This window comes from Streptococcus oralis subsp. oralis, assembly GCF_002096495.1.
Taxonomy (GTDB): domain Bacteria; phylum Bacillota; class Bacilli; order Lactobacillales; family Streptococcaceae; genus Streptococcus; species Streptococcus oralis_CU.
Map to the genome: position 1 here is coordinate 140,003 of NZ_NCUO01000009.1, position 23,780 is coordinate 163,782.

Below are 23,780 nucleotides of genomic sequence, written 5' to 3' on the forward strand. Positions count from 1 at the left end.
TTATCAAAGTTTTTTAAATTACTATTAGTCATATAAGAACCAACCTCCATCTCGTAAAATTCTTATAGGTTGCATTTCATAAATAACCAGTTCCTCAGGCACTTCATTTGAATTTCGTTTTAGAGGAATCCCTAATGTAAATTCAGTATCCTTATTATTATTGATTCTACCGTCCAATGTTATAATATACCCGCCACCCTGCGGAGTCCCGTTTCCTATAACTTCGACTTTCATACTATCCCAATCAAACTGAACACTCTCAACTTTAGGACTTAAAGCTTTCACAAAATCAGCCATATCCTCTTCATGCTCCTTTAAATAAGCCAACTGCTTGGCTCGCGGACTAAGAAATACTCCTCCAAATAGATTTGTTTCCTGTGCCATCCATGCGCCTCCTCCAAATACTACAAGAGCTAAAGCTAGCCAAAGTAAAGTACGTTTTTTCATCTCTTTCCTCCTATATAGCGGAATCTAAGTATATTATATCATGAATGTAAAAAAACTTTTGGCAAGTATTGTAAGTCAGTAGGGAATGAGTGATGATAGATTTGAGTAAAAATTATCAAAGGTTTTAAGTTACTATTAATCAAAAATCCTTCCTCCTACTCGCAATGGACCGCCTTGCATCATAGTATCAAAAGCAACTCGTCCATCTTCAATTTCAAAAATTACTTGCCAAGTTGAGCCCTCTATATTATTAAAACCTCCTCCAACTATTACAACATTACCTCCTCCTTGTGGAGTTCCATTTCCAACTTTTTCCCACATTGTTTCATCCCAATCAATCTGAACCGATTCTACTTTAGGATTTAAAGATTTTACAAACTCCTTAATCTCCTCTTCATGATCCTTTAAATAAGCCAACTGCTTGGCTCGTGGACTAAGAAATATTTCTCCCAATAAATTTGTTTCTTGTGCCATCCATGCGCCGCCTCCAAATATTACAAGGGCTAAAACTAGCCAAAGTAAGGTACGTTTTTTCATTTCTATTCTCCTAAACAAGTTATATATGAGTACTATTAAGCGTCGTTTTTAATTAGCTACTCGTATAAAAACCACCCACCGTCTCGTAAAATTCTTATAGGTTGCATTTCATAAATAACCAGTTCCTCAGGTACTTCATTTAAATTTCGTTTTAGAGGAATCCCTAGTGTGAATTCAGTATTCTTATTGTTATTGATACTACCGTTCACTGTCATCATATAACCTCCACCTTGAGGAGTACCGTTTCCTACCTGACCGACCTTTATACTATCCCAATTAAATTGAACACTTTCCACTTTAGAACTTAAAGCTTTCACAAAATCAGCCATATCGTCTTCATGCTCCTTTAGATATGCCAACTGCTTAGCTCGTGGGCTTAGAAATAGATTTGTTTTCTGCGCCATCCATGCGCCGCCTCCAAAGACTACAATGGACAAAACCAGCAAAATCAAGGCACGTTTTTTCATCTCTTTCCTCCTATATAGCGGAATCTAAGTTTATTATATCATGAATGTAAAAAAATACTTTTGGCAAGTATTAGAAGTCAGTGGGGAGTGAAGAGAATGTTAAATTTGAGTAAAAATTATCAAATTTTTTTAAATTACTGTTAGTCAAAAATCCTTCCTCCCATTCGTAAATAATTGGCTAAAGCCATTGAATTAGGAATAATTTTGCCATTCTCAATATCAAAAGTAACATTCCAAGAGGAGGACTCAATATGATTAAAACCACCATATACATTTACAATTTCTCCGCCTCCTTGAGGGGTCCCATTCCCAACTTTTTCCCATTTAGTTTCATCCCAAGAAATCTGAACAGATTCAATCTTTGAATTTTTAGACTTTACAAATTTTACAATTTCTTCTTCATGTTCCTTTAAATAATCCAACTGCTTAGCTCGTGGGCTTAGAAATAAATTTGTTTCTTGTGCTAGCCATGCTCCGCCTCCAAATATTCCAAGTGCTAAAATCAGCCAAAGTAAGGTACGTTTTTTCATAATGCTCCTTCAGATATATCATCTCCCTCTTACAATCCAAAACTCCTTAATTAAAAACAAATTACGGATCTATTGTTGCTTTAGAAATAGAAGATTGTCATTAAAACTAGTATAGCATAAAAGCCTCAAACATCCTATTTCACCAATCACTCTTCTTGAAGGCTTGTTAATAATCTGACCAGAAGTATCTGAGTTGAATACAAAGAAACAACTGACTTTGTCAGATTGCAGCTACATTTGTAAGCGACTAAAGTCGCAACAACTGTGTCAATTGCACCAATTTAAGTATGAAAGTACAAAAAGAACACCCCGAAAGGTGCTCTTTGTAAGTATCGTAATTCTCTCGAATGAACGTTTACTAAATTGTGATGCTTTACGGACTTTCTTAAGACCTGGTTGGAAAGTGTGGGTTTCCGTTGGGTTAAAAACAACACAATATCAAGGCTTTTCAGAACGATATCTACTGATTCATTTCATAAAATTTGAACCAATATTTTTTAAATAGGGGAATTTCTTAACGCATAACTTTCAATCCTATCCTCTTCCTTCTTATCCTAATAAAGTTTGTAATATTGGAATAACAACGATAAATAGAACCGTACTTAGAGTCACTACATTCGTAGAGAATTCCACATCTCCTTTTCCTTGATTAGCAAGGATTGGGAGAACAGCTAGAGCTGGTGTAGCGGACTGAATCATAAAGGTCTTAAATTCTACTGTCGCCATATTTGGTGCAAAGAACTTCAATACAAGAAGCATGATCAGAGGAGCTAGGATAAAGCGTCCAACTAAAGTAACAATTGTATCTTTATCAAAAGCAATGGTATTCAAGCCTGCCCTAGCAAGAACAATACCAATATAAATCAGAGATAGAGGAGTGACGATATTTCCAACATAGGTTAAGGTATTCATTGCGAAATCTGGAATAGGAATTCGGAGAATCAAAACTAGTAGAGCCACAAGAAAACCTACAAGCGGAGCTGGTAGCAATTTCTTCCAGTCAAATTTAGTTGTCTCCTTGCTTTGACCCGATTTACTATCGCTCGTCATCAAATACACGCCCAATGTCCAGGTGGAAATCGTATTGGTGATATAGTAAATTAAGAAATAAGGAAGAGCCTGCTCTCCAAAAAGAGCAACGTTTAATGGTAAACCGATAAAAATAGTATTGGCATTCACAAAGGTATTAATCATGGTCCCTCGCCGTCCTGGACGAACCTTGAAAACCACAACTGCAATATAAGCTACGATATAGCCCAAGATAAAGGCCACAAATGTATAAAGGAGACCTCCAGAAAGACTGATTAGTTTATCTAGTGTTAGGTATTTCATCACCGACACAAAGATTGATGCTGGCAAGGCTACATTCATGATCAAACGAGATAGGTTAGGTCCAAAGTCATCTCCAAACCATCCCTTCACCTGAAGAATATACCCCAAAACAATAATAGCAATTATCGGAATGATACTCGTAATCGAGGTTAAAAAGAGTGACATAGGTATCCTTTCTATATTACTTAAGTCCACAGCCCATACAAATCTGTCGCTATAGAAGGATAGACAGCAACAGGAATGAATTATCTATACTCTGGATACCACTTCAAATCACGAACGGCTTTGACCATATCTGTTTCCTTAGCGCGTGCAAGACCTTGTTCTTGCGCTTTTTTAGCGACTGCTTCCGCTACTTTAATAGAAACATCTGCTACATATTTGAACGGCGGCAAAACAGGAGCTCCTGGTTGGCCTGGATTGACAATACCACTCAATGAATGAGCCGCTGCTCCAATCATTTCATCAGTTAAAAGACTTGCTTCAGAAGCCAGCATACCTAGACCAAGACCTGGGTAAATCAAGGCATTATTGGCTTGACCAATCACATAGTCGACACCTTTATAAGAAACCGTATCAGCAGGAATTCCTGTTGCGACAAAAGCTTTGCCATCTGACCATTCAATCAAATCTTTGGCAATAGCTTCAGCTAGTTTGGTTGGATTTGACAAAGGGAAGATCATCGGACGTTCTGTGTTTTCACACATAGCCTCTACTATTTCTTTAGTGAAGGTATTAGGTTGAGTCGAAGTTCCTACAAGAATGGTTGGCTTCACAGTCTTCACTACTTCAAGCAGGTCAGTCAACTTGTCTGCGTTACTAAAGTCAGCACGTTTCTTAGCAAACGGTTTTTGTTCAGGAGTTAGGTCATCCATATCATCAAATAGAAGACCTTGTTTATCAACCATAAAGAAACGTTTATAAGCTTCTTCTTCAGAAAGACCTTCACTCACCATTTCACGAAGAACACGAGAGGCAATTCCTGCACCCGCAGTACCACCACCATAGCAGAGATAAACTTGATCTGTTAATTTTTCACCACTAATATCCAGTGAGCCAAAGATACCGCCCAAGGTAACAATCCCTGTGCCTTGAATATCATCGTTAAAAGTTGGAATTTGTTTCCGGTATTTTTCAAGAATATTGGCTGCATTCAAGCGACCAAAATCTTCCCAGTGAAGATAAAGTTTAGGAAAGAGACGCTCTGCTGTTTGAACAAATTGATCAATGAAGTCATAATAGCGCTCACCACGCACGCGTTCATGGCGATTTCCTAAGTAATTAGGATTATTGCGGAGTTCTTCACGGTTCGTGCCTGCATCAATGACTAAAGGAAGCACCATAGAAGGATCAATCCCTGCTGCTCCAGTATAGACCATCAATTTCCCAACTGAAATATCTACCCCATTTGTTCCCCAGTCACCAATACCAAGGATTCCTTCCGCATCTGTTACAACGATAAGACGGATTTCTCGATTACCCGCCGCATTTTTCAAAGTAGCTTCAATATTTTCAGGGTGATTAATATCAAGATATCCCGCATATTGGGGATCTACAAAGAGGTCACTATAGCCTTCAATAGTATCCGCAATGGTTGGGTCATATACAATTGGATTAAACTCTTCCAAATGTTTAGAAAATAAATAGTAGAAAAGGGTACGGTTGGTATTAAAGATTTCCATTAGGAAAAGACGTTTTTCCAAATCGCTTACTTTTGTTTGCATTTGTGCATATGTTTGCGACGCTTGTTCTTCAATAGTTTGGACATAGGGAGGCAATAAACCAATAAGGCCTAGCTCCTTTCGTTCTTCCAAGGTAAAAGCAGTTCCTTTATTAAGGAAAGGGTTGTTTAAAATATCATGTGCAATCATAGTGCAACCTCCTTTTTACTTCTATTATACCACTTAAAACGAATCGTTTGGAAAACTTTGTTGTTTAAAAAATACAATTGTGTACGCATATGTTATAATAAGTCTACGAGAACAATTTTCTAATAAGCTCTTTTATACTTAAAACACCATTATTAATGACACTTTAAGTTGTTATATTTTATAAAGTTCTGGACTCATAAAACTCTCAATGATCACTCTTTACTAAAAGTTTCGAGCAAAAGAAACTAATCATACAAATTGGCAATCCGAATTAAAATAAATATTATATAAGTTTGTTATACAATACTTTGTATTTTTTAAGATGTTTTTTTGTCATGCAAAACTTGTATTCTATTTATATGACGAATAAAAACTATTTACAACAATATATTTCCCAAAAAGTGAAATATTTTCGAACACAGAAAAAAATGAGCCAGGAAGAACTTTCGGAACAAGCAGGACTTGGGCTTAAGTATATCAATCAACTTGAAAACCAAAATGTGAATCTGACCATTCACAGTCTTGAAAAAGTGATTGTCGCCCTAGAGATGACCCCAGAGGAATTTTTCAATTTTGATAGTCTTGAATCAACCTCTGATAAAACTGACAATCTTTCACTCAAGAGAATCAACATGAAGGTTAAACAACTCCCTATTGATAAACGAGAAAAAATGTTGGTCATTTTTGAAAGCATCTTAGATAACCTTTGATATCCCTGACTCACTTACATTTTAACCGGTGAATACTCGTATAGTCAAATTGTAGGATACGGATAAAAAGTATTTATCTGGTGATTTCCACTTATTTTCCTTCTCCAACTAATGAAAGTGAGCCCATATGAATTTAAAAGATCTACAATATTTTTATGACCTCTGCCAGCTTCAATCCTATACGGAAGTAGCAAAACAACATAAAGTCAGCCAACCATCTATTTCTTATGCCATCAAGCGCTTAGAGGAATCTTTTAATTGCAAATTGATTCACCATGATCCTTCACATCGCTCCTTTAGACTAACTAATCAAGGACAAATCCTTCTGAAGCATACAGAACTGATTTTACCCGAGGTCATTTCTACTCGCAAAGAAATTAATCGCTCTTTGGCGCATTGCTCTACTGTAGGATTCCCTCCTATTATCATTCAGTATCTTTTCTCTGTCTTAAATAAAGAAACTGAATTTGATTTTTTTAAAAAAGGTGCGCCCTATCCGCGGTGGATCCGTAGAATTATTAAATCTTCTCCTTAAGGGAGAACTAGATGCGAGCTTACTTGGCTTGATTGAACCACTCAATCATCCTTCAATAGAGACACATGAACTCTTTCATAAAGAACTGTATGTCGTTTTATCTAAGAACCATCCTCTTGCTACTGCTCCTTCCCTCACTTTTGAAGAATTAGTAGATCAATCCTTTATACTTTTAGACGAACACTTTGTTCACCTGAAAGCTTTTGAACTACTTAATCAAAAGTATCAAAACAAGGCAGAAATATTCTTTAAGAGTGACGACATTATCATTATTAAAGAACTTTTAAAGAAAGGGATTGGCGTAAGTTTACTGGCTGATATCGCACTTTCTGATGAAGATGATGATTTAATAAAAATCCCTCTAATACCGGAGGACCAGATAACATTTACAGTTTATTACGCTTATCTCAAATCAGCTACACTGTCATCAGAAGTAGAAGCCTTATTTAATCTCATTAAATCATATGAATAGAAAAAAACTCTAACTATCAACTACCTGATAGCTAGAGTTTTTTACATTATAGGTATTAGACTAAAGCACGAAGAAATAGGATATGATCGCCGAATCTTTTCATTTACCTGATGCCATTCAACGAGATTCCCAATTATAAATCTACAAAGTGTCGATAAAAAAGAACACCCCGAAAGGTGCTCTTTGTAAGTATCGTAATTCTTTCGAATTAACGTTTACTAAATTGTGATGCTTTACGAGCTTTCTTAAGACCTGGTTGGGGCATCACTTATTTCATCTAATTTCAAAATTCTTTAAAATCAATGTTCTCACTAGTTTTCAGAAAATAAAATTTCAACTAATTTCAATCAATTGCATCAAAATAAGGTAAATTTTCGTCAAAAATAAGTAAAAATCGAACCAGAATATCAAAAGTTTACCTTATTTGGTTTTTACAGACAGAAGTCAAGCAGACATTCACTACTCGTCAGTTATGACGAAAAATATTGATTTAAAGTGATTTTTGAAATTTAGAATTTCGATGTGTTACTGTAAAAATCAACCAAATGACTACATTTTATGAGAAATAAATTTAGAAGTTAATATATACAAAATCTCTTTTATCAATTTTAGAAAATGAATACTTTGATAACCTGTTCAAATTTTATAAAGAAATTCAATTATTATTGAGAGATTTAAATTCATTAAAACTAATAATTTCAAATGGAAATTCCACAAAGTTTGATTTTATTAGTTTATTTGTAATGAAATATGATTTTAATGAGTATCTCTCTTCTAATCCGATATTTCTACAAATTACATCTAGATTCTCTTCAAAATACTCTACTCGCCGTTTGAACTTTAGTCCTTTGGCCTTTCCCCCAAAAAAGTATTCTTTTTGATCACCCATACTATCTTTCATAGTCTGACTTAAACGCATATATTTAACTTCAAATAATAATATTTCTTTCAGCTTATTGTCTATCACAATTAGGTCGTAATCTCCTAAATTTCTAGGATGATTTCCTTTAATATCTAATTTATATAATTCTTGATCAATATGAGTAACGTACCTATTATCTTTAAATAAGCCCTTAAGATTTTGGACTATCTGTTGTTCGTAAAATTTTTTCCAACTATTTATTGTATTTAGCGTATTTTGCATACCAATATCATATGGTAAAATGAAGTTCATCATTCCCTCTGTCCAATCTTTTGCCAACCTATCAAGAATAATAGGTGAAAAAATAATGCTATTATGATTAACAATAATAGGTTTAGCAGAAAATTTATTATCTCTTTTCTTTTTCTCCCATATTGGAATTACTCCATTAGTAGTAATTTTCTTCTTTTCTATAACTAAGAATTTCAAAACACCATAAAAGATTTCAATTGAATAGTCCGAATTCTCTTCAAAATATTTAGCCAAATCTTCTATTTTACCTGTTACAACATTTCCTTTTACAGTCAGTAATTTTTGATTTTTTAATTTTAAAATATGACTATTACTTGAAAATATGGAGAGGAAACAAATAAAAGAATCAAAATCAACTTTCGTATCTTGAAAGAACGATTTCTTAACCAGATCAATTATATTATTGTCAATTTCCTTATCTCTACTTGCGTATTCACCATATTTATACTTGATTTCTATCATTTCATCAACAAATTGTAAGTACTTTTCCGTTTCTGAAATATCTACAACATAATTATCTTCAATCTCTAACTGAAACCAATTGCTAGCACCATACGAATAGGCATCAGAAAGAAGTTGAAAATCTAATATGTATTTCCCATAAGCAATCAATTCATCAACAATATCATCACTTGGAATTAATGCGTCATCATACCTTTCTGTTACTAAATTCTCTTCAATAAGATATTCTAATATTGGTTTATAAACGCGGGCCTCTTCACGTAAATCAATCGTTTGTTCTCGAAATTTATTTAATTTAACAGTTTGAAGATTTCCGTTATCTGAAAATGTAGTTAATCTTCTGCGGTGGATATCAATATTAAAAATAATTAAAGATAATATATTTTGTAGTTTAAGTATCAAGTCATACTGATTATACAATGACATCATAGAAACTAAGTCTTCGCGTATTTTATTTCTAAAACATCTTACGATAGCAACTATGTCTGATTCACAATATATACCTGGCTCTAATCCAAGTTCTTTAATGATGTTAGCAATACTTTTCCTGACTCTTTTAAAAGAATAGTTTTTAGGAGCTGAGAATTCTAAATGAGGCTGAATAAAATATTCAACCCTAACTTCAAATAAGCTTGAAGTTCGTTTCTCATTGTCTGTTTCTTTAATTTTTTCAAATAACAAAACTCTATCCTTAAAAAGGAAACCGTCTAGTAAATTTATTAGAATTGTATTTTCAAATTCCAATGTTGATTTGGAAAGATTATCAGCAAATATTTTATTCCATCTAGGAGCTAATAAAGTTATCTGATATTTGGAATTTTTAACAAAAACTATTTTATTAAAATAGTTCGTTTCTTGTATCGGACATCTAGAATTAGCATTTCTATCAAGCACAGACTTAGATACTAAATTAATCTCCATAGTTTCTTTTTCATAGTTTGATAAAATTGCTTCTTTATTATGACATAAAGCATTTAAAACAATTTCGTTAAAAGATTTTATTTGTTCGTAATCATAGATATTTATATCTTCTAAAATAAAATGTAACTCCCGATATATAATTCTTTTATGATTCTCTGAAAATATATCAATTGATCCAAGATGAGCTTTTGAAATAAGTGACAAATCAGTTTGTTCCCTATCAACTATTTTCCAACCATGAATATTATAAAACTCTCCCCCTATTTCAAATGGATAGTTTAATACAATTTTATCAAACGTTTCCATATTATAATGAACACTTTCATAGGGTAAGAAAGCCATATTTACATTCAAAGCACCATCATTAATCATCTGATTTGATGATTGCCACATTCGAAATAAAGCATCTCCATTGGAGAAAGACATAATTCTATCTTGATTATTGTTATAAGCTATAAAAAAATCAACGATTTCTTTTATTGAATTCGCATTGTTAATTATTCCTATAATACTACTTGCATTTAATACATATTCATCATCATCTCCAAATACGAATGTTTTAGTGATATTTGGAGATATACTCTTGGTGTCAACTCCAACAAAAATAATATTGCTCTGGGACTTAAACTCAAATCCTCTAACTTCTCCATCTTGACAAAGACCTGCTATCTGGTAAGTATTATCAATAATTCCTTTTTTTAAGTGATCTGAAATTTTATTTTGGCTTGGCTCTAAAACAATTAATTTATCTTCATTTAAAAATGCCAATGTATTTTTTAAATCAATCTTTTCTTTAGCCTCTTTGTTAATTAACCTCAGATTATAAAATGAATTTCCTTCTCGTTCAAAGAATTTTGTAAAATTACAATTTAGTCTGCTCCAGAAGCTTAACCAAATAGATTCTTCAAACTTTGATTCCTCTATTTCGCTTTCTATTCTCTCCATAAAACAATCTTTCATAACTGGTAAAAATATGGGAAAGTTATTAATAGGAGTAAATAATGGATATAACTCAGCATTATTACTTTTGAATGTTTTGAAATACTGGGCAAGTTCGTTATCATAAAAAAGCTCATGATTTTGATATATAAAATTGAAATAACTCTCAGGTGGACATTCAAAGTTTTCTTGAGTAAACTCACTTTTAAATGGTTCTAAGGATGAAATAATTAAATCTTCATATTCAAGTATCTCATACCATATTTCTTTGAATTGCTTAAAATCATGCACTAAAGATTCTATTACAAATGAAGTTTCATAAGTATCTTCATTGCCATTTCCTATAAATATTTTATGAAATCTATCATTTGAATAGAATCTTACATTTCCAGTATCAATAGGGAAATCTTCTTTTGGGTATTCAGGTATATAATACTCAATTGCTTTTTTATAAAAGTCTACAAATTTGCTGTATGAATCTATTTTAGTAGTCCCTAAAATCTTACTTTCATTATTAATAAAATCTCTATTCAATTTATCTACTATTCCTAAAAATCTCCTATTTGGAAACCATGAAGTAATAGAGTAGATAACTTTAGATAAAGATTCAATGTCATATTCTAATAAAAAAGAGTTATTCATATTTTTTCCTCATAGGCTATCAATTTTATCTCCCAAATGTAATCAGAATGTTGAAAGAAATCTAGCTTTCTAAACATCTATCTGCGAATAAATTAAATTCCTTAGAATTATACAACTTCTTAAATTAGCCGTCAATTTATTTCCAGTTAAAAACCTTATCTAATTTCTTAATACATTATAATTATTATTTTTTATACTAATAAATCCTGTAATTACTATGATATTGGTAACCTAAAACATATGTTTAGTTTCTGTCTAGAGAGTTAAATAGGCAATTTTATTGTTTTCTATAAACATATTGGACATAATTATTCATGAAATTTTCTTACTTCTCGAGCTAAATAGCTATCTGGATGTCTTTTTATAAAATATCTTTCTCTTGCAAATCCATTGTTTCCATATTGTAAGCTTTTATAAATCAAAGGTCTCAGGAGCTCTTTATCTCCTGTTTGTATATATTCTAAGATCTCATTGCCATATTGGTATTTTTTGACATAACCTAAATAATTACCTTGCCAATGAGAATTTTCTTCTCTAAAACTTTGGAAACTACTCATTAAATGAAGTAATTTTTCTGTCAGTTCTAATATATATGTTGCGTATATGACATCTATATCTTCATAATCTAAATATTCATCAGTATACTTACCCAGAACGTTATTAATGTTATCCTTATTTAGACCGTTTAACACATTATCATTCCATACTTTATTACCATATTTTTTTCTAATTTCAACCGATTCCATATCACCTTGGTACAAACGCATCTCCTGTTGAATTGAAATTATTGATTCTAAACTTTGATAAGTACTATTTTCATGAATATATTTTTCTTTATAGCCGTAATAACTGCCATCATTAATGAATTTATCTATTTTTTTCTTTAAAATTTCATTGTAAAATTCATTCAGATAAACATCAATAAATACTATTTTATTGATGTTTTTTGAATCATTTTTTACACGTTCTTCATAAAATTCCCAAAATAAGGTACTAATATTAAGAACTTTTTCTGTAGCCCGAAAAATACCTGTCATAAATAATTCATAATGCTCTTCAAAAAGTATCCCATATACTTTTTGAACATCAACAACCTCTAATCTTATTTTTTCGAATTCAATATTAAGTGGCATATAACCCAAAACTATTCTCCATAGATTGTCATCATACGACTCAAAAAGAATATCTAAAACAATAATAGATGATAGGAAGGATTTGAGTTTCCAATGTTCGGAACGATCACCAAAGCAAATTTCATCATAAGATTTAAACATTATATTACGCGCTATATATTTCTTTTTTTCATTACTAACTAAACCTAATTTTGTGCCATATTCATCCAACTTACAATTGTTCAAAACATCTTCTATTGCATTAGGAGTATAAAGATATGGATTCTTTGAGGTTACAATCCCTCTTCTAATAAGGCTAATTAACGGAGAATTGCTTGAAGAAATCTCTCTATTCGTAAGTTTTTTATATTTCTTATTTATTTTCTTTTCTTGACCTGTATACCAGTAATACTCTGTTGAAGCCCTTGACTTACGTTCCTCATTTATAATTTTAATTTTAGAATCTAGCCTCAATGAAGCACAATCGATAAAATACTTCTTTGTCCTTTTAAAAATCATACTCTTCCTTTTTATAACGTGGTGTTTTTTAGTTGTTATTTTATAAAAATCACCTTAATTATACCACGTTTTTAACTTTATAATGTAATTATCCCTATTTCAATGGAAAATTATGAAGTCCAAAGGTGCACCAAAGGACGGATTGAAACTCAGAACATAGCTACATCTTCAGGTATTCGCTATGTCAAATGTTTCACCGTTTCTTTGGTGTGTTTTTTTCATACTTAGCTCGGTAAACGACTGTGTTTCTATTCCGTCCAAGGACGGAAAGGAAGTAAAATGACATATAAAAGTGTAATAGAGGAATTATATTGCAAACTGTTAGGTATAGAGCTCAAGAGAATACTTAATGAGCGAGAAATGTTACAAAATCAAATTGGATATGAAACAGCTGAGGGGGAAGTTGAGTTATTATCCGAAACAACAGTTGGACAAATTCTAAAGGGAAAAAGAAATATTAGTTTTAATGCTTCGTTAGCTTTTCAGACCAGTTTAGATTATAAAAATCCTAGGGAATTATTTTTCCCAAGTATTGAATTCGAACTACTACTTATTGAAAATATAATATCTACAATTTTGATAGATCCTACTTTTGAAAATACTTTTCTAAAAAAGTTAATAGCAAAAAAATTTTCCAATGTCTCAAAGAAAGAAGTATCGCAAATCATTGAAAAAAATAAAAAAATTTTTCTAGACTCCTTATCAAGCTTTATTTCAGATTTTCCCGAAGAAGAAACATCCTATCAAATTGCTGAAAAAATAACTGATTGGTTATCTGAATTTGCCTGCCTCATATCACAATTTTAAAGATAGACTGTCATAAAAACTGACAGTCTACTTCATGAAATTACGTTAAACTAAGATTGTTCTTAGCTAAGACAAATAATCAAATACGAGGTAAATCTAATGAAAACACGCAATCGCAAAGGTGGCTACTCAGTCAATACTGCTAACGAATATATTGACAACAAGCAGGGCATTCTCTGCTTGAGCACTGAACTAGAAGCACAAATTAAATTTGAAGACGGCCAACCAACAGGTGAAATCATTGCTTATAAAGCTTGGTTCTCACAAAAAGGACTTCCGCCCTTTACCGTCAAATTTGAATCCGAAGTGGAGCTACCATCTTATATGGCATTGGTACAGTTTGATAATCTTCAAGCCTGCGAAGTTGGCTTTAACGTCTACTTCAAAGCTGACAATCTCAAGGAGGTCAAATAATGACGAATAGAGAACTGGGACAATATCTGCTCCAAAGCCTCAATATGGGACTTGGGAGCATTATGCAAGGAGAAACCAGCTATACTAATAGCTTTGACTGCAAAATTATGGACGAAGGGTTCCTCTTTCTTCCTCGTTTGCCAGCTGGTTATATCATTGATGATGAACTCTATCAGAAAATTTTCCTGATTGCGAATGCTGCTCTTTATCCTCGCTTCACTCTTCTCAAACAAAATTCAGCCTATTTTATGGCACTAGATACAAATGATATTCATGTCCAGCGTGGGCTCTTCTTCCCTTGGACAGCAGGCGTTTCTGAACGCCTAGTGATTCCTGATCTGGATGAATTCACGACAAAACAGAAGGGAAATCTTATTCCCATCATGAAAAATCTTACTCTTGACTTTAACAAAGTAACTTCTATGGCTATCGCTGGGAACAGCGGATCAGGTAAATCTTATGCTCTAACCTATTTTCTCAATATGCTCAAAAATATTTCTGACTTGATTATTGTAGACCCTAAATTTGATACGCCTAGCCGTTGGGCTCGTGAAAATGGAATTGCCGTTCTACACCCTCAGAAAAATCGCTCTAAATCAGACTTTGTTTCAGAAATCAATGAGAACCTAAGCGCCTGCTTGAATCTTATTCAACAGAGACAGGAAATTCTCTATGATAAGCCAGACCATCCATTTGAACATTTAACTATCGTCATTGATGAAGTACTTGCATTAACCGAGGGAGTCAATAAAACCATCAAGGACTCTTTCTTTTCGCTTCTATCTCAAATTGCTTTGCTTGGGCGAGCTACAAAAGTCCATCTTTTTCTAGTCAGTCAGCGTTTCGACCATACATCTATCCCAATTTCTGTTCGGGAACAATTAAATGTCTTAATTCAAATTGGTAATATCAACAAGAAGACAACGCAATTTCTATTCCCTGATTTAGACCCTGAAGGCATTGTTATCCCTATTGGAAAAGGAACTGGACTTATTCAGATTATTGATAATGAACATCCTTATCAAGTTTTACCTCTCCTTTGTCCTACCTATTATACAAAGAAAGGCATTCTGTAACCTATGAAAAAAACTTTCTTTCAAACGACTTACAACCTAAATGCGAACTTAATAATCCTTGCGTTTCTTAGCTTTCTCTTTAAGATTGGAATCAACTTACTTATTCAAATGTTAGAAACCACTAAACTCTCTGAAATGCAAGGACTTTTTACAACAATACTAGATAAGTTGACTGCTCTTGAACATTACATTCAACTATTGTCATTCTGCCTTATTCTCATTCCTACTCTTTTGGTTAGCATTGAGTTAGTTCAAAGATTTTTAAAAGATTCATTATGGAATTATTTCAAGTCTATTTACCAGACTTCTAGAATGAGACAATTTCTGAAGCAAGATGAACAATATGAATCAATGAATACAATTGAGAATCAGACCGTTACTCGCATCAACCCCATTTTAAAAAGTTTCAATCACTCTGTCTTAGGGTGTACAGTAGATGTAAGAAAAGAAAACGTCACTGTCTTACTTGCCATTCCAAGAACTCAACAGGCTCAGAAGTTACTGAAAGAAATGGAAGATGATATCAAGGAAGAAATTTCAAACAGAAATCCACACTATTATTTTTCTTCACCCCATCGAAAAGGTAATACACTTTGGTTTACAGGAACTAAGAGATAAAGGAAAATATGGGGCTTGGCTCACATAGTGAAAGCCAATAGCCCCGTATTTTCAAAATCATCTATTCACGTGTAATGGGGTTACTACGACCCCCATTACACCAATAATCATCAATCATAGAAAGGAAATAAATGGCTAAAGAAAAACGCTCGAACAAGTGGGCTTTCCTTCTTTATCAGGAAAGTGCCCCTGAGCATTATCTGGATGTTTTAGAGAACATGCATATCCCCTTTGTTCTCAGTCCATGGCACGACAAAGACATCAACAAGGAAACGGGAGAATTTAAAAAAGCTCACAAGCATGGAGCATTATATTTTGATTCACTCAAAAGCTATTCTCAAGTTTCCGAATTACTAATTAAGAACCTCAATACACCGGCCCATGTAGAACCTGTTATGTCTCCTAAAGGAATGTATGACTACTTCACTCATGCAGAAAATCCTGAAAAGACTCTGTACGATATCAATCAAATTTAAACTGGTTGTGGCTTTGAGCTAGATAAATTTCTTATCAGCAACAACAGTGACGAATTTCTTTTAATGGTAATTGATATGATAGAAGAACATAATTTTACAGAATTTAACAACTTAGTAAGATACGCTAGAAAAGAAAATCAGCAGTTGCTAAGTTTAGTTATGGATAAAACTTACTTCTTTGCAAAATATCTGGACTCACGCCGTCATTCTAGATATGGGAAGGAGGATAACGAATGCAAGTAATCCTACCAGATGAGCAAATTCACCAAATTCAACTATTACTATCCAATCTTATTCGAAAAGAAATTAAACAACAATTAGAAAAAAATCCTTTAAGTTGTCCCTATTTGAACAAACAACAGACTTGCGACTATTTAGGAATTTCCAACAACACTCTTGATTCATGGATTCAAAAGGGGCTTCCATCCATCAAAATTGGAAAAACAATTCGATTCCACAAAGAATCTATTGACCGCTGGCTAAACAGTAACAACTAGAAAAATCAAGATTTTTATTTTATAATGGTCATGATATTTTCTGGTTCGATGAAAAGGAGAATATCATGACTATCAGTAAGACAAAAAACGGAACTTACCGCTTAAAAGTCTATATACCAATAGAAGCACGAATGCCTCTTGGCATCGTTAATAATAACTATTATGATAAAAGGTTTAAAACAAGAAAGGAGGCACGACAAGCAGAGATAGACTTACTCACGAAGTTAAACCAAATTGAAGATAATGCGTTTTCGGGACTAGGCAAAGAAGATATTCTTTTCTCAGACTTCTATACTAATATTTGGTGGGAATCCTATAAAGCAGGACAAACTACATCTACTTCTAAACCACCAAGCAGGTCAACAATTGCCAATACCAAAACATGTTTTGAAAAGCATATACTACCACTTCTTGGCAACTATACGATTCAATTTTTAAACCAAAATAAACAGGTTATTCTAAATTTAATGACGTCAAAAGCTAACGAATATGCAAACTTCAAAACTTTACGAAGTTACGTTATTTCTATTTTTGATTGGGCGGAAGAACTTGAGTATATTGAAGCAAATAGAGTTGCAAAAACTTTAAGGCGAATTAAGGCTGTCAAAAAAATTCAACTTGCAGAATCAAAACGTGATGAAGATTTATATTTAACTCATGAGCAACTCCAAGAGTGGTTTTCAGCCTTTAAAGAGGATTTAGAGAATGATAAAATATCACTCAAAGATTACGTCCTTTTCTATCTCACTTTTTTCCTTGGAGATAGAAAATCAGAAACATATGCTCTCCAGTGGAAACATATCGACTTTTCAAAATCTCAGATTCAGTTAATTCAGGCTTTAGATAGATACGGACAAGTAAAATCTACCAAAGGAAATAAAAAAACAATCTTTTCTATTTCTAGTGACTTACTTCAACTTCTGACTTCATGGAAAAAACAACAAAAATATGAACTGGCAAATTTTGGTATCATCAGTAATCCAGAACAATTCATCTTTACTTACATAGATACCAGAGGAAATACCAATAAACCTTTACACTCTGACTATCTCAATAATAAGATGAAAACTATCAGAAAGCGACACCCAGAGCTTACACACGCTACGCCACACAAACTACCTCATACGGGAGCAACGCTCGCTAAACAGGCAGGAATGAGCATAGAAGCCATTTCCGAAGCCCTAACACACAGCGATACAGGTACAACACAGATTTATGTCAATACTTCTAATGTAGTCCCTATGGCAGTCGGTGAATTTGCCTTAAAGTCTCTAAAACAATGAGGTGAAAATAAGGTAAATTTTGAGGTGAACTTTTTCAAAAAACATAAAAAAAGCACCCATGAGGTAAACTCTTGAGTGCTTTGAAACGTTGATATAATCGTATTGATTAACGTTTTGAGAATTGTGATGCTTTACGAGCTTTCTTAAGACCTGGTTTCTTACGCTCAACTTTACGTGAGTCACGTGTAAGAAGTCCTGCGCGTTTCAATGAATCTCGGAAGTCTGGGTCTACTTGAAGAAGGGCACGAGCGATACCGTGACGTATAGCTCCTGATTGACCAGCGTATCCACCACCTACAACGTTAACGAAAACGTCGTATGAACCTACAGTTGAAGTAACTGCGAATGGTTGGTTGATAACAAGACGAAGGTCAGCGTGTGGGATGTACTCTTCAACATCCTTTTTGTTAACAGTGATTTTACCAGTTCCTGGAACAAGGCGAACGCGTGCAACAGCGTTTTTACGACGTCCAGTACCTGCATATTGTGCTTGTGACATACTTTATTGTTCCTTTCCTTAGATAAGTCCTGAAATATCAAGAACTTCTGGTTGTTGTGCAGCGTGAGTGTGCTCAGCTCCAACGAATACTTTCAATTTCATACCTTGAGCACGGCCAAGAGTATTGTGCGGAAGCATACCTTTAACTGATTTTTCGATCAAACGTACTGCATTTTTAGAACGAAGTTCACCAGCAGAGATTTGTTTCAATCCACCTGGGTGGTTTGAGTGAGTGTAGTAGATCTTATCAGTTGCTTTTTTACCAGTCAATTTAACTTTTTCAGCATTGATAACGATTACGAAGTCACCTGTATCAGTGTGTGGTGTGAATGTTGGTTTGTTTTTTCCGCGAAGTACGCTAGCAACAACTGCTGAAAGGCGTCCAAGAGGTACATCAGTTGCGTCAACAACGTACCATTTGCGTTCTACTTGGCCTGGTTTAGCCATGAATGTAGTTTTGTTCATGATTTCTCCTATATGAATATCGTTTTTGTTTACAGGGCGGATGTTCCGGTCCGCGGGGTATTTGAAAGGTTCCGGGGCCTTACAAATGGGGTAAACAATACCGTCTACTATCATACCAAATTTTACTACTAAAAGTCAATAGATATAAAAAATAATTTTCCCTATTTGGCCTTTAAAATATCACAAAAACCTCGTGAAAACGAGGTTTCTATTGCTATTTATAAGCCAAGGCACGTTTGAAGCTTTTCCATAGACCTAAGTCATCTGTCTGAAGGACCAGGCTGGCATACATACGCCCGATAAAGGCTGTTGCAGTGACTGCAAAAATAACCGTTATGGCAAGGGAAATCCAAGCTTCTAAATCACTTGCATAACCATTGATGGCTCTAAATGGCATAAAGAAGGTTGAAATAAAGGGAATATAAGACCCAATTTTCAAAACCAAATTGTCTCCTGCAGCACCTAGAGAAGTCACACCGACAAATCCTGCTATAATCAAGATCATCAAAGGCGACAAGGCCTTTCCTGAATCCTCAGGGCGAGAAACCATAGAGCCTAGAAAGGCTGCTAAAACAACGTACATAAAGAGGCTAACCAAGACAAACAATAAGGTATTGAGCGAGAAGGCCTCTCCTAGATGATTTAAAATCCCAGATTGTGCCAAGATAGGGATGTCTTTAAAGAGCAGAATGGCAGCCAGCCCACCCACGACGTAAATGCCAATATGAGTCAAAATCACAAGAAGCAGAGCCAGCATGCGAGCGTAGAAATAATGACTTGCTCGGATACTAGAGAAGACCACCTCCATGATTTTGGTTCCTTTCTCGCTAGCCACTTCCTGAGCAGTGACACTAGCATAGGTAATCAAAATCATATAAAGGAAGAAGCCAAGCCCTGCGGCCGCAATGGTTTGAACAATTTTTTTGTTTTCCTTAGATTCATCAATTTTCTCAGTAAAATCAACGGTTTGACTCAGGCGTTTTTCCTGTTCTTGAGACAAATTAGCTGACGAACGATTGAGTTGGTATTGCAGTTCGTTTAGCTTATTGGTTACTGCTAGTTTGATGCCTGTTTCAAGAGAAGTTTCACCATGATAGACGGCCTTGAGGACGCTGTCCTCTTGGTCAATGGTTAGGTAACCCTTGATTTTCTCATCCTTGATAGCAGCCTGGGCACTGGCTTCATCCTTATAATCAAAGTTGATACCATTGGTACCCTTGAGCCCTTCTTCCACAGATGGCACAGTTGTTACTACTGCTATCTTGCTATTCTTGGCCATAGAAGACCCTTGGAGAAAGCCGATTCCTACAGATAAGGCTAAAAAGAGGAACGGCGAAATCACCATAAAGAAGAAACTCCACGACTTGACATGTCGAAGATAGGTTTCCTTCATTACAACCCACATATTTCTCATACTTCCACCCCTGATTCTAGTTTAAAGATTTCATCGATTGTTGGAGCTTGCTGGTCAAAGGTCGCGATGTATTGACCTTGAGTGAGGATTGGGAAGAGTTCCCTTCCAGCGCTCTCATCATCGAGGATCAATTTCCAACTACCTTGCTTGGTCAAGCTCACCTGTTTGACGTGAGGAAGACTTTCCAATTCTTCCTTGCTTCGTTCACTTGAAACAAAGAGACGTGTTTTCCCGTATTGATTGCGAACATCCTGAACAGGTCCATGCAAGACCACACGCCCATCACGAATCATCAGGATATCATCGCAAAGCTCCTCGACATTGGTCATAACATGGTCAGAAAAGATAATGATTGCACCGCGCTCTTTCTCTTTCAAGATGACTTGTTTGAGCAACTCGGTATTGACTGGATCTAAACCACTAAAAGGCTCATCCAAGATAATCAAGTCTGGTTCATGGATTAGGGTGATAATCAACTGAATTTTCTGTTGATTCCCTTTTGACAGACTCTTGATTTTGTCGGTCAATTTGCCCTTCACTTCGAGTTTTTCCATCCATTGAGGGAGTTTCTCCTTGACCTCCTTAGCATCCATACCTTTTAGAGTCGCCAAGTAGCGAACTTGTTCAAGGACTGTCAACTTGGGCATGAGACTGCGTTCTTCAGGCAAATAACCTATCCGAGCGTAGGTTTCCTGACGAATATCCTGCCCATCCAGACTGATCTCTCCTTGGTACTCCAAAAATTTCAACATACTGTGGAAAATCGTTGTTTTCCCAGCACCATTTTTTCCGACCAGCCCTAGAATTCGTCCTGGACTTGCCTGAAAATCGACACCAAACAAGACTTGCTTGGAACCGAAACTTTTCTCTAGATTTCTTACTTCTAGCATCTTCCACCTCCGAAATATGTTGCACTTATTATACTCCTTTTTGATAGCCTTTACAACGATTTATGTCCATTTTATCAGATAATAAGTAGCAAAAGTATCCTATCTCTAATAAATTTAAGTGCTTCAGCGATAGCTTTAGTATAACTCATTAAAGACTTTCTGAGATGGCTTCCTCCTCAACTATCGCTTTTCTCTTCTGAACTGTCCTTTTGAAACTAAAAATCCACCCCGAGGGATGGATTTTAGACTATTAACGCACTTCTGCATTCACTTTTTCTTCGAGTGATGCTTGGATTTTTTCCATATAGCGTGCGACTTCTTCGTCTGTTAAGCTATCTTCTGGATTTTGGAAGGTCAAGCTATAGGCCATTGACTTCATGCCAACTCCCAGTTTTTCGCCTGAGAAGACGTCAAAGAGTTTGATATCTGTCAAACGTTTCACGCCTGCAGCTTGGATAGCGTCTATAACTTCTTGATGAGTGACTTCTGCCTTGAGGAGTAGAGCCACGTCACGGCTGACTGCTGGGAATTTGGTGATTTCCACAAATGGAGCAGCTGGTTGAAGGGCAGCTTCAATGGCTGAAAGGTTGAGCTCCGCTACATAAGTTTCTGGGATATCGTAAGCCTTGGCAGTAACTGGATGCACTTGGCCAAGGAAACCAAGAACTTGGTCGCCAAGTGAAATCACGGCCGTACGTCCTGGGTGAAGGCTAGCAATCTCAGCTGTTGCTGTATAAGTCACTTCTAGTCCCAAGCGAGTAAAGAGCGCTTCAAGGATTCCCTTAGCATAGAAGAAATCAACTGGAACTGCTGCTGTTTGGAAGTCTTTTTCTGCAACCAAGCCTGTCAAAGCAAAGGCAAAGCTGTTGATTTCATTTGGTAAATCTTCTTTTGGATTGCCTGTTTGTTCAAAGACTTTTCCAATCTCGTAAAGAGCCAAATTTTTGTTCTTACGAGCCACGTTATAGGCTACTGTATCCAAAATACCTGAGATCATATTTTGGCGGAGGACTGAACGTTCCACAGTCATTGGCCACATGAGTTCTGTAAGGTTACTTGGTTGAGCCGTAAACTCAACTGCTTTTTCAGGCGTTGTCAGAGCGTAGGTGATGATTTCTGTCAAACCTGCTCCTTCAGCGATGGTACGAACTTGACGGCGCAATTTTTGTGTCGCAGTCAATTCACCAGCTGTACCATCATCTTTTGGAAGACTAGTTGGCAAGCGATCATAACCATAGATACGGGCGATTTCTTCAAAGAGGTCCGCTTCGATGGTAATATCCCAACGACGACGAGGTACGCTGACTGTGAAGGCTTCAGCATTTCCAGAAAGTCCAAAGCCAAGACGACGGAAGACATCTTCCACATCAGCATATGAAAGCTCCGTACCAAGGACGCGGTTAACGTCAGCCAGAGTCGAAGAAACTTCTACATCAGAAGTATCAAGCGCTCCTGCTGAAACGATACCCTTACGCACAGTCGCACCTGCAAGTTCCGCAATCATGCTCGCCGCAGCATCAAGGGCTTCGTTAACAGTTGCCACATTGATACCTTTTTCAAAGCGAGAAGATGATTCAGAACGAAGGTTGAGGCGTCCGCTAGTCTTGCGGATGGATTTGCCATTGAAGACAGCTGCTTCAAGGACAACACGACTAGAATTTTCAGAGATTTCTGTTGTTTGACCACCCATGACACCTGCAAGGGCTACTGGCTTGTCTGCGACAGTGATAACTAAGTCATTTGTTTCCAAGTCACGTTCTTCACCGTCCAAGGTCACCAATTTTTCACCAGCACGTGCTTCACGCACACGGATGTCATTGCCTTCAAAGGTATCCAAATCAAAGGCATGCATCGGTTGACCAAAGTAGAGTAGGATATAGTTGGTCACGTCTACAACGTTATTGATGGGACGAATCCCTTCGTTCATAAGAAGGTTTTGCAACCATTGTGGACTTGGTGCGATGGTCACATTATCCAAGATACGGGCCGCATAGTAAGGCGCCTTGTCTGTCTCAATGCCTACAGAAAGGGCGTCTGCTGCAGATTCATTTGTTTCTGTTAAGGTAAATGCTTTAAAGTTAACTGCCTTATCATAGATAGCTGCTACTTCGTGAGCCACACCACGCATAGATAGAGCGTCTGCACGGTTTGGTGTGATAGAAAGTTCGATGATTTCATCATCCAAGTCTAGATATGAGAAGACTTCCTCACCTGGTACTGCATCTTGAGGCAAGATTTGAATACCATCTGCGAATTCCTTCGGTACGACCGAGTCAGAAATACCTAATTCACCAAGCGAACAGATCATTCCAAGTGACTCTAAACCACGGATTTTCCCTTTTTTAATCTTGTAATTGTCAGCAATACGAGCTCCCGGAAGAGCCACCATGACCTTGATACCAGCACGCACATTGGGGGCACCACAAACGATTTGACGGGCTTCTTCTTCGCCAACGTTAACCTGACAGACATGCAAGTGAGTTTCTGGTACATCTTCGCAAGACAAGACCTCGCCGACGACAATTTTTGAGAGACCGGCAGCCGGTGATTTGACACCTTCGACCTCAATCCCTGTAGTTGACATTTTTTCAGCCAACTCTTGTGATGGCACATCAATGTCCACCAATTCTTTTAACCATTTATAAGATACAAGCATAATTTAGTTCTCCAG

20 protein-coding genes and 2 pseudogenes are annotated in these 23,780 nt (G+C 35.6%); 9 read left to right on the forward strand and 13 right to left on the reverse strand.

The window, feature by feature from the left end:
- Window positions 1-24 precede the first annotated feature (24 nt).
- The 6 genes from B7717_RS01675 to B7717_RS01700 form a co-directional block, all read right to left on the reverse strand.
- Entirely contained in the window at window positions 25-447 is a 423-nt protein-coding gene (locus B7717_RS01675; protein WP_084944066.1) for a DUF1433 domain-containing protein, read from the reverse strand.
- 135 nt (window positions 448-582) lie between these two features.
- The gene (locus B7717_RS01680) at window positions 583-984 is read right to left on the reverse strand and encodes a hypothetical protein (RefSeq protein ID WP_049477965.1); all 402 of its coding nucleotides are present in this window, start codon (window positions 982-984) and stop codon (window positions 583-585) included.
- A gap of 56 nt (window positions 985-1,040) precedes the next feature.
- Entirely contained in the window at window positions 1,041-1,451 is a 411-nt protein-coding gene (locus B7717_RS01685; RefSeq protein WP_049477966.1) for a hypothetical protein, read from the reverse strand.
- 140 nt (window positions 1,452-1,591) lie between these two features.
- Window positions 1,592-1,981 carry a hypothetical protein gene (locus tag B7717_RS01690; RefSeq protein ID WP_049477967.1) on the reverse strand — a complete coding sequence of 130 codons (390 nt, stop codon included), beginning with the start codon at window positions 1,979-1,981 and terminating at the stop codon, window positions 1,592-1,594.
- A gap of 549 nt (window positions 1,982-2,530) precedes the next feature.
- Window positions 2,531-3,478 (reverse strand): AEC family transporter, encoded by a 948-nt coding sequence (locus B7717_RS01695; protein WP_049477968.1) that lies wholly within the window; start codon window positions 3,476-3,478, stop codon window positions 2,531-2,533.
- Window positions 3,479-3,558: 80 nt separating this feature from the next.
- Window positions 3,559-5,184 carry a malolactic enzyme gene (locus B7717_RS01700; protein WP_049477969.1) on the reverse strand — a complete coding sequence of 542 codons (1,626 nt, stop codon included), beginning with the start codon at window positions 5,182-5,184 and terminating at the stop codon, window positions 3,559-3,561.
- Between the two features lie 359 nt (window positions 5,185-5,543).
- Between B7717_RS01700 and B7717_RS01705 the strand changes: the two genes are divergently transcribed.
- Both B7717_RS01705 and B7717_RS01710 read left to right on the forward strand, forming a co-directional pair.
- Complete coding sequence (locus B7717_RS01705) at window positions 5,544-5,894, forward strand: helix-turn-helix domain-containing protein (RefSeq protein ID WP_084942891.1); 351 nt, start codon at window positions 5,544-5,546, stop codon at window positions 5,892-5,894.
- A gap of 127 nt (window positions 5,895-6,021) precedes the next feature.
- Window positions 6,022-6,901, forward strand: a pseudogene (locus B7717_RS01710) (LysR family transcriptional regulator).
- Between the two features lie 655 nt (window positions 6,902-7,556).
- Here B7717_RS01710 and B7717_RS01715 read toward each other — a convergent pair.
- Together B7717_RS01715 and B7717_RS01720 are read right to left on the reverse strand one after the other, a co-directional pair.
- Window positions 7,557-11,039, reverse strand: coding sequence for a hypothetical protein (locus B7717_RS01715; RefSeq protein WP_084944067.1), 3,483 nt, complete (start codon window positions 11,037-11,039; stop codon window positions 7,557-7,559).
- Window positions 11,040-11,347: 308 nt separating this feature from the next.
- Window positions 11,348-12,670 (reverse strand): hypothetical protein, encoded by a 1,323-nt coding sequence (locus B7717_RS01720; RefSeq protein ID WP_084944068.1) that lies wholly within the window; start codon window positions 12,668-12,670, stop codon window positions 11,348-11,350.
- A gap of 279 nt (window positions 12,671-12,949) precedes the next feature.
- On the opposite strand from B7717_RS01720, the gene B7717_RS01725 reads away from it, so the two are divergent.
- From B7717_RS01725 to B7717_RS01755, 7 genes and pseudogenes are all read left to right on the forward strand, one after another.
- A complete protein-coding gene (locus B7717_RS01725) occupies window positions 12,950-13,477 on the forward strand; it encodes a hypothetical protein (RefSeq protein WP_000221461.1) in 528 nt (175 codons plus the stop codon).
- Between the two features lie 99 nt (window positions 13,478-13,576).
- Window positions 13,577-13,891 carry a hypothetical protein gene (locus B7717_RS01730; protein WP_000857664.1) on the forward strand — a complete coding sequence of 105 codons (315 nt, stop codon included), beginning with the start codon at window positions 13,577-13,579 and terminating at the stop codon, window positions 13,889-13,891.
- The gene (locus tag B7717_RS01735; protein WP_000184726.1) at window positions 13,891-14,967 is read left to right on the forward strand and encodes an FtsK/SpoIIIE domain-containing protein; all 1,077 of its coding nucleotides are present in this window, start codon (window positions 13,891-13,893) and stop codon (window positions 14,965-14,967) included. The genes B7717_RS01730 and B7717_RS01735 overlap by 1 nt, the downstream gene beginning before the upstream one ends.
- Window positions 14,968-14,970: 3 nt before the next feature.
- Window positions 14,971-15,585: a hypothetical protein gene (locus B7717_RS01740; RefSeq protein WP_084944069.1), complete on the forward strand. Its 615-nt coding sequence runs from the start codon at window positions 14,971-14,973 to the stop codon at window positions 15,583-15,585.
- Window positions 15,586-15,716: 131 nt separating this feature from the next.
- Window positions 15,717-16,304, forward strand: a pseudogene (locus B7717_RS01745) (replication protein).
- Complete coding sequence (locus tag B7717_RS01750) at window positions 16,295-16,558, forward strand: helix-turn-helix domain-containing protein (protein WP_084944070.1); 264 nt, start codon at window positions 16,295-16,297, stop codon at window positions 16,556-16,558. The pseudogene B7717_RS01745 and the gene B7717_RS01750 overlap by 10 nt, the downstream one beginning before the upstream one ends.
- 65 nt (window positions 16,559-16,623) lie before the next feature.
- Window positions 16,624-17,841, forward strand: coding sequence for a site-specific integrase (locus tag B7717_RS01755; protein WP_084944071.1), 1,218 nt, complete (start codon window positions 16,624-16,626; stop codon window positions 17,839-17,841).
- A 106-nt stretch (window positions 17,842-17,947) separates the two neighbouring features.
- Here the strand turns inward: B7717_RS01755 and rpsI are convergent, their stop codons facing one another.
- From rpsI to pheT, 5 genes are all read right to left on the reverse strand, one after another.
- Window positions 17,948-18,340 carry a 30S ribosomal protein S9 gene (rpsI, locus tag B7717_RS01765; RefSeq protein ID WP_000075973.1) on the reverse strand — a complete coding sequence of 131 codons (393 nt, stop codon included), beginning with the start codon at window positions 18,338-18,340 and terminating at the stop codon, window positions 17,948-17,950.
- A gap of 18 nt (window positions 18,341-18,358) precedes the next feature.
- On the reverse strand, window positions 18,359-18,805 hold the full coding sequence (gene rplM / locus B7717_RS01770) for a 50S ribosomal protein L13 (RefSeq protein ID WP_001044624.1): 447 nt from the start codon (window positions 18,803-18,805) through the stop codon (window positions 18,359-18,361).
- Between the two features lie 214 nt (window positions 18,806-19,019).
- Window positions 19,020-20,219 (reverse strand): ABC transporter permease, encoded by a 1,200-nt coding sequence (locus B7717_RS01775; protein ID WP_084944073.1) that lies wholly within the window; start codon window positions 20,217-20,219, stop codon window positions 19,020-19,022.
- Window positions 20,216-21,109 (reverse strand): ABC transporter ATP-binding protein, encoded by an 894-nt coding sequence (locus B7717_RS01780; RefSeq protein ID WP_084944074.1) that lies wholly within the window; start codon window positions 21,107-21,109, stop codon window positions 20,216-20,218. Before B7717_RS01780 ends, B7717_RS01775 begins: the two co-directional genes overlap by 4 nt.
- Before the next feature lie 250 nt (window positions 21,110-21,359).
- A complete protein-coding gene (gene pheT / locus B7717_RS01785; RefSeq protein ID WP_084944075.1) occupies window positions 21,360-23,765 on the reverse strand; it encodes a phenylalanine--tRNA ligase subunit beta in 2,406 nt (801 codons plus the stop codon).
- Window positions 23,766-23,780: the final 15 nt, after the last annotated feature.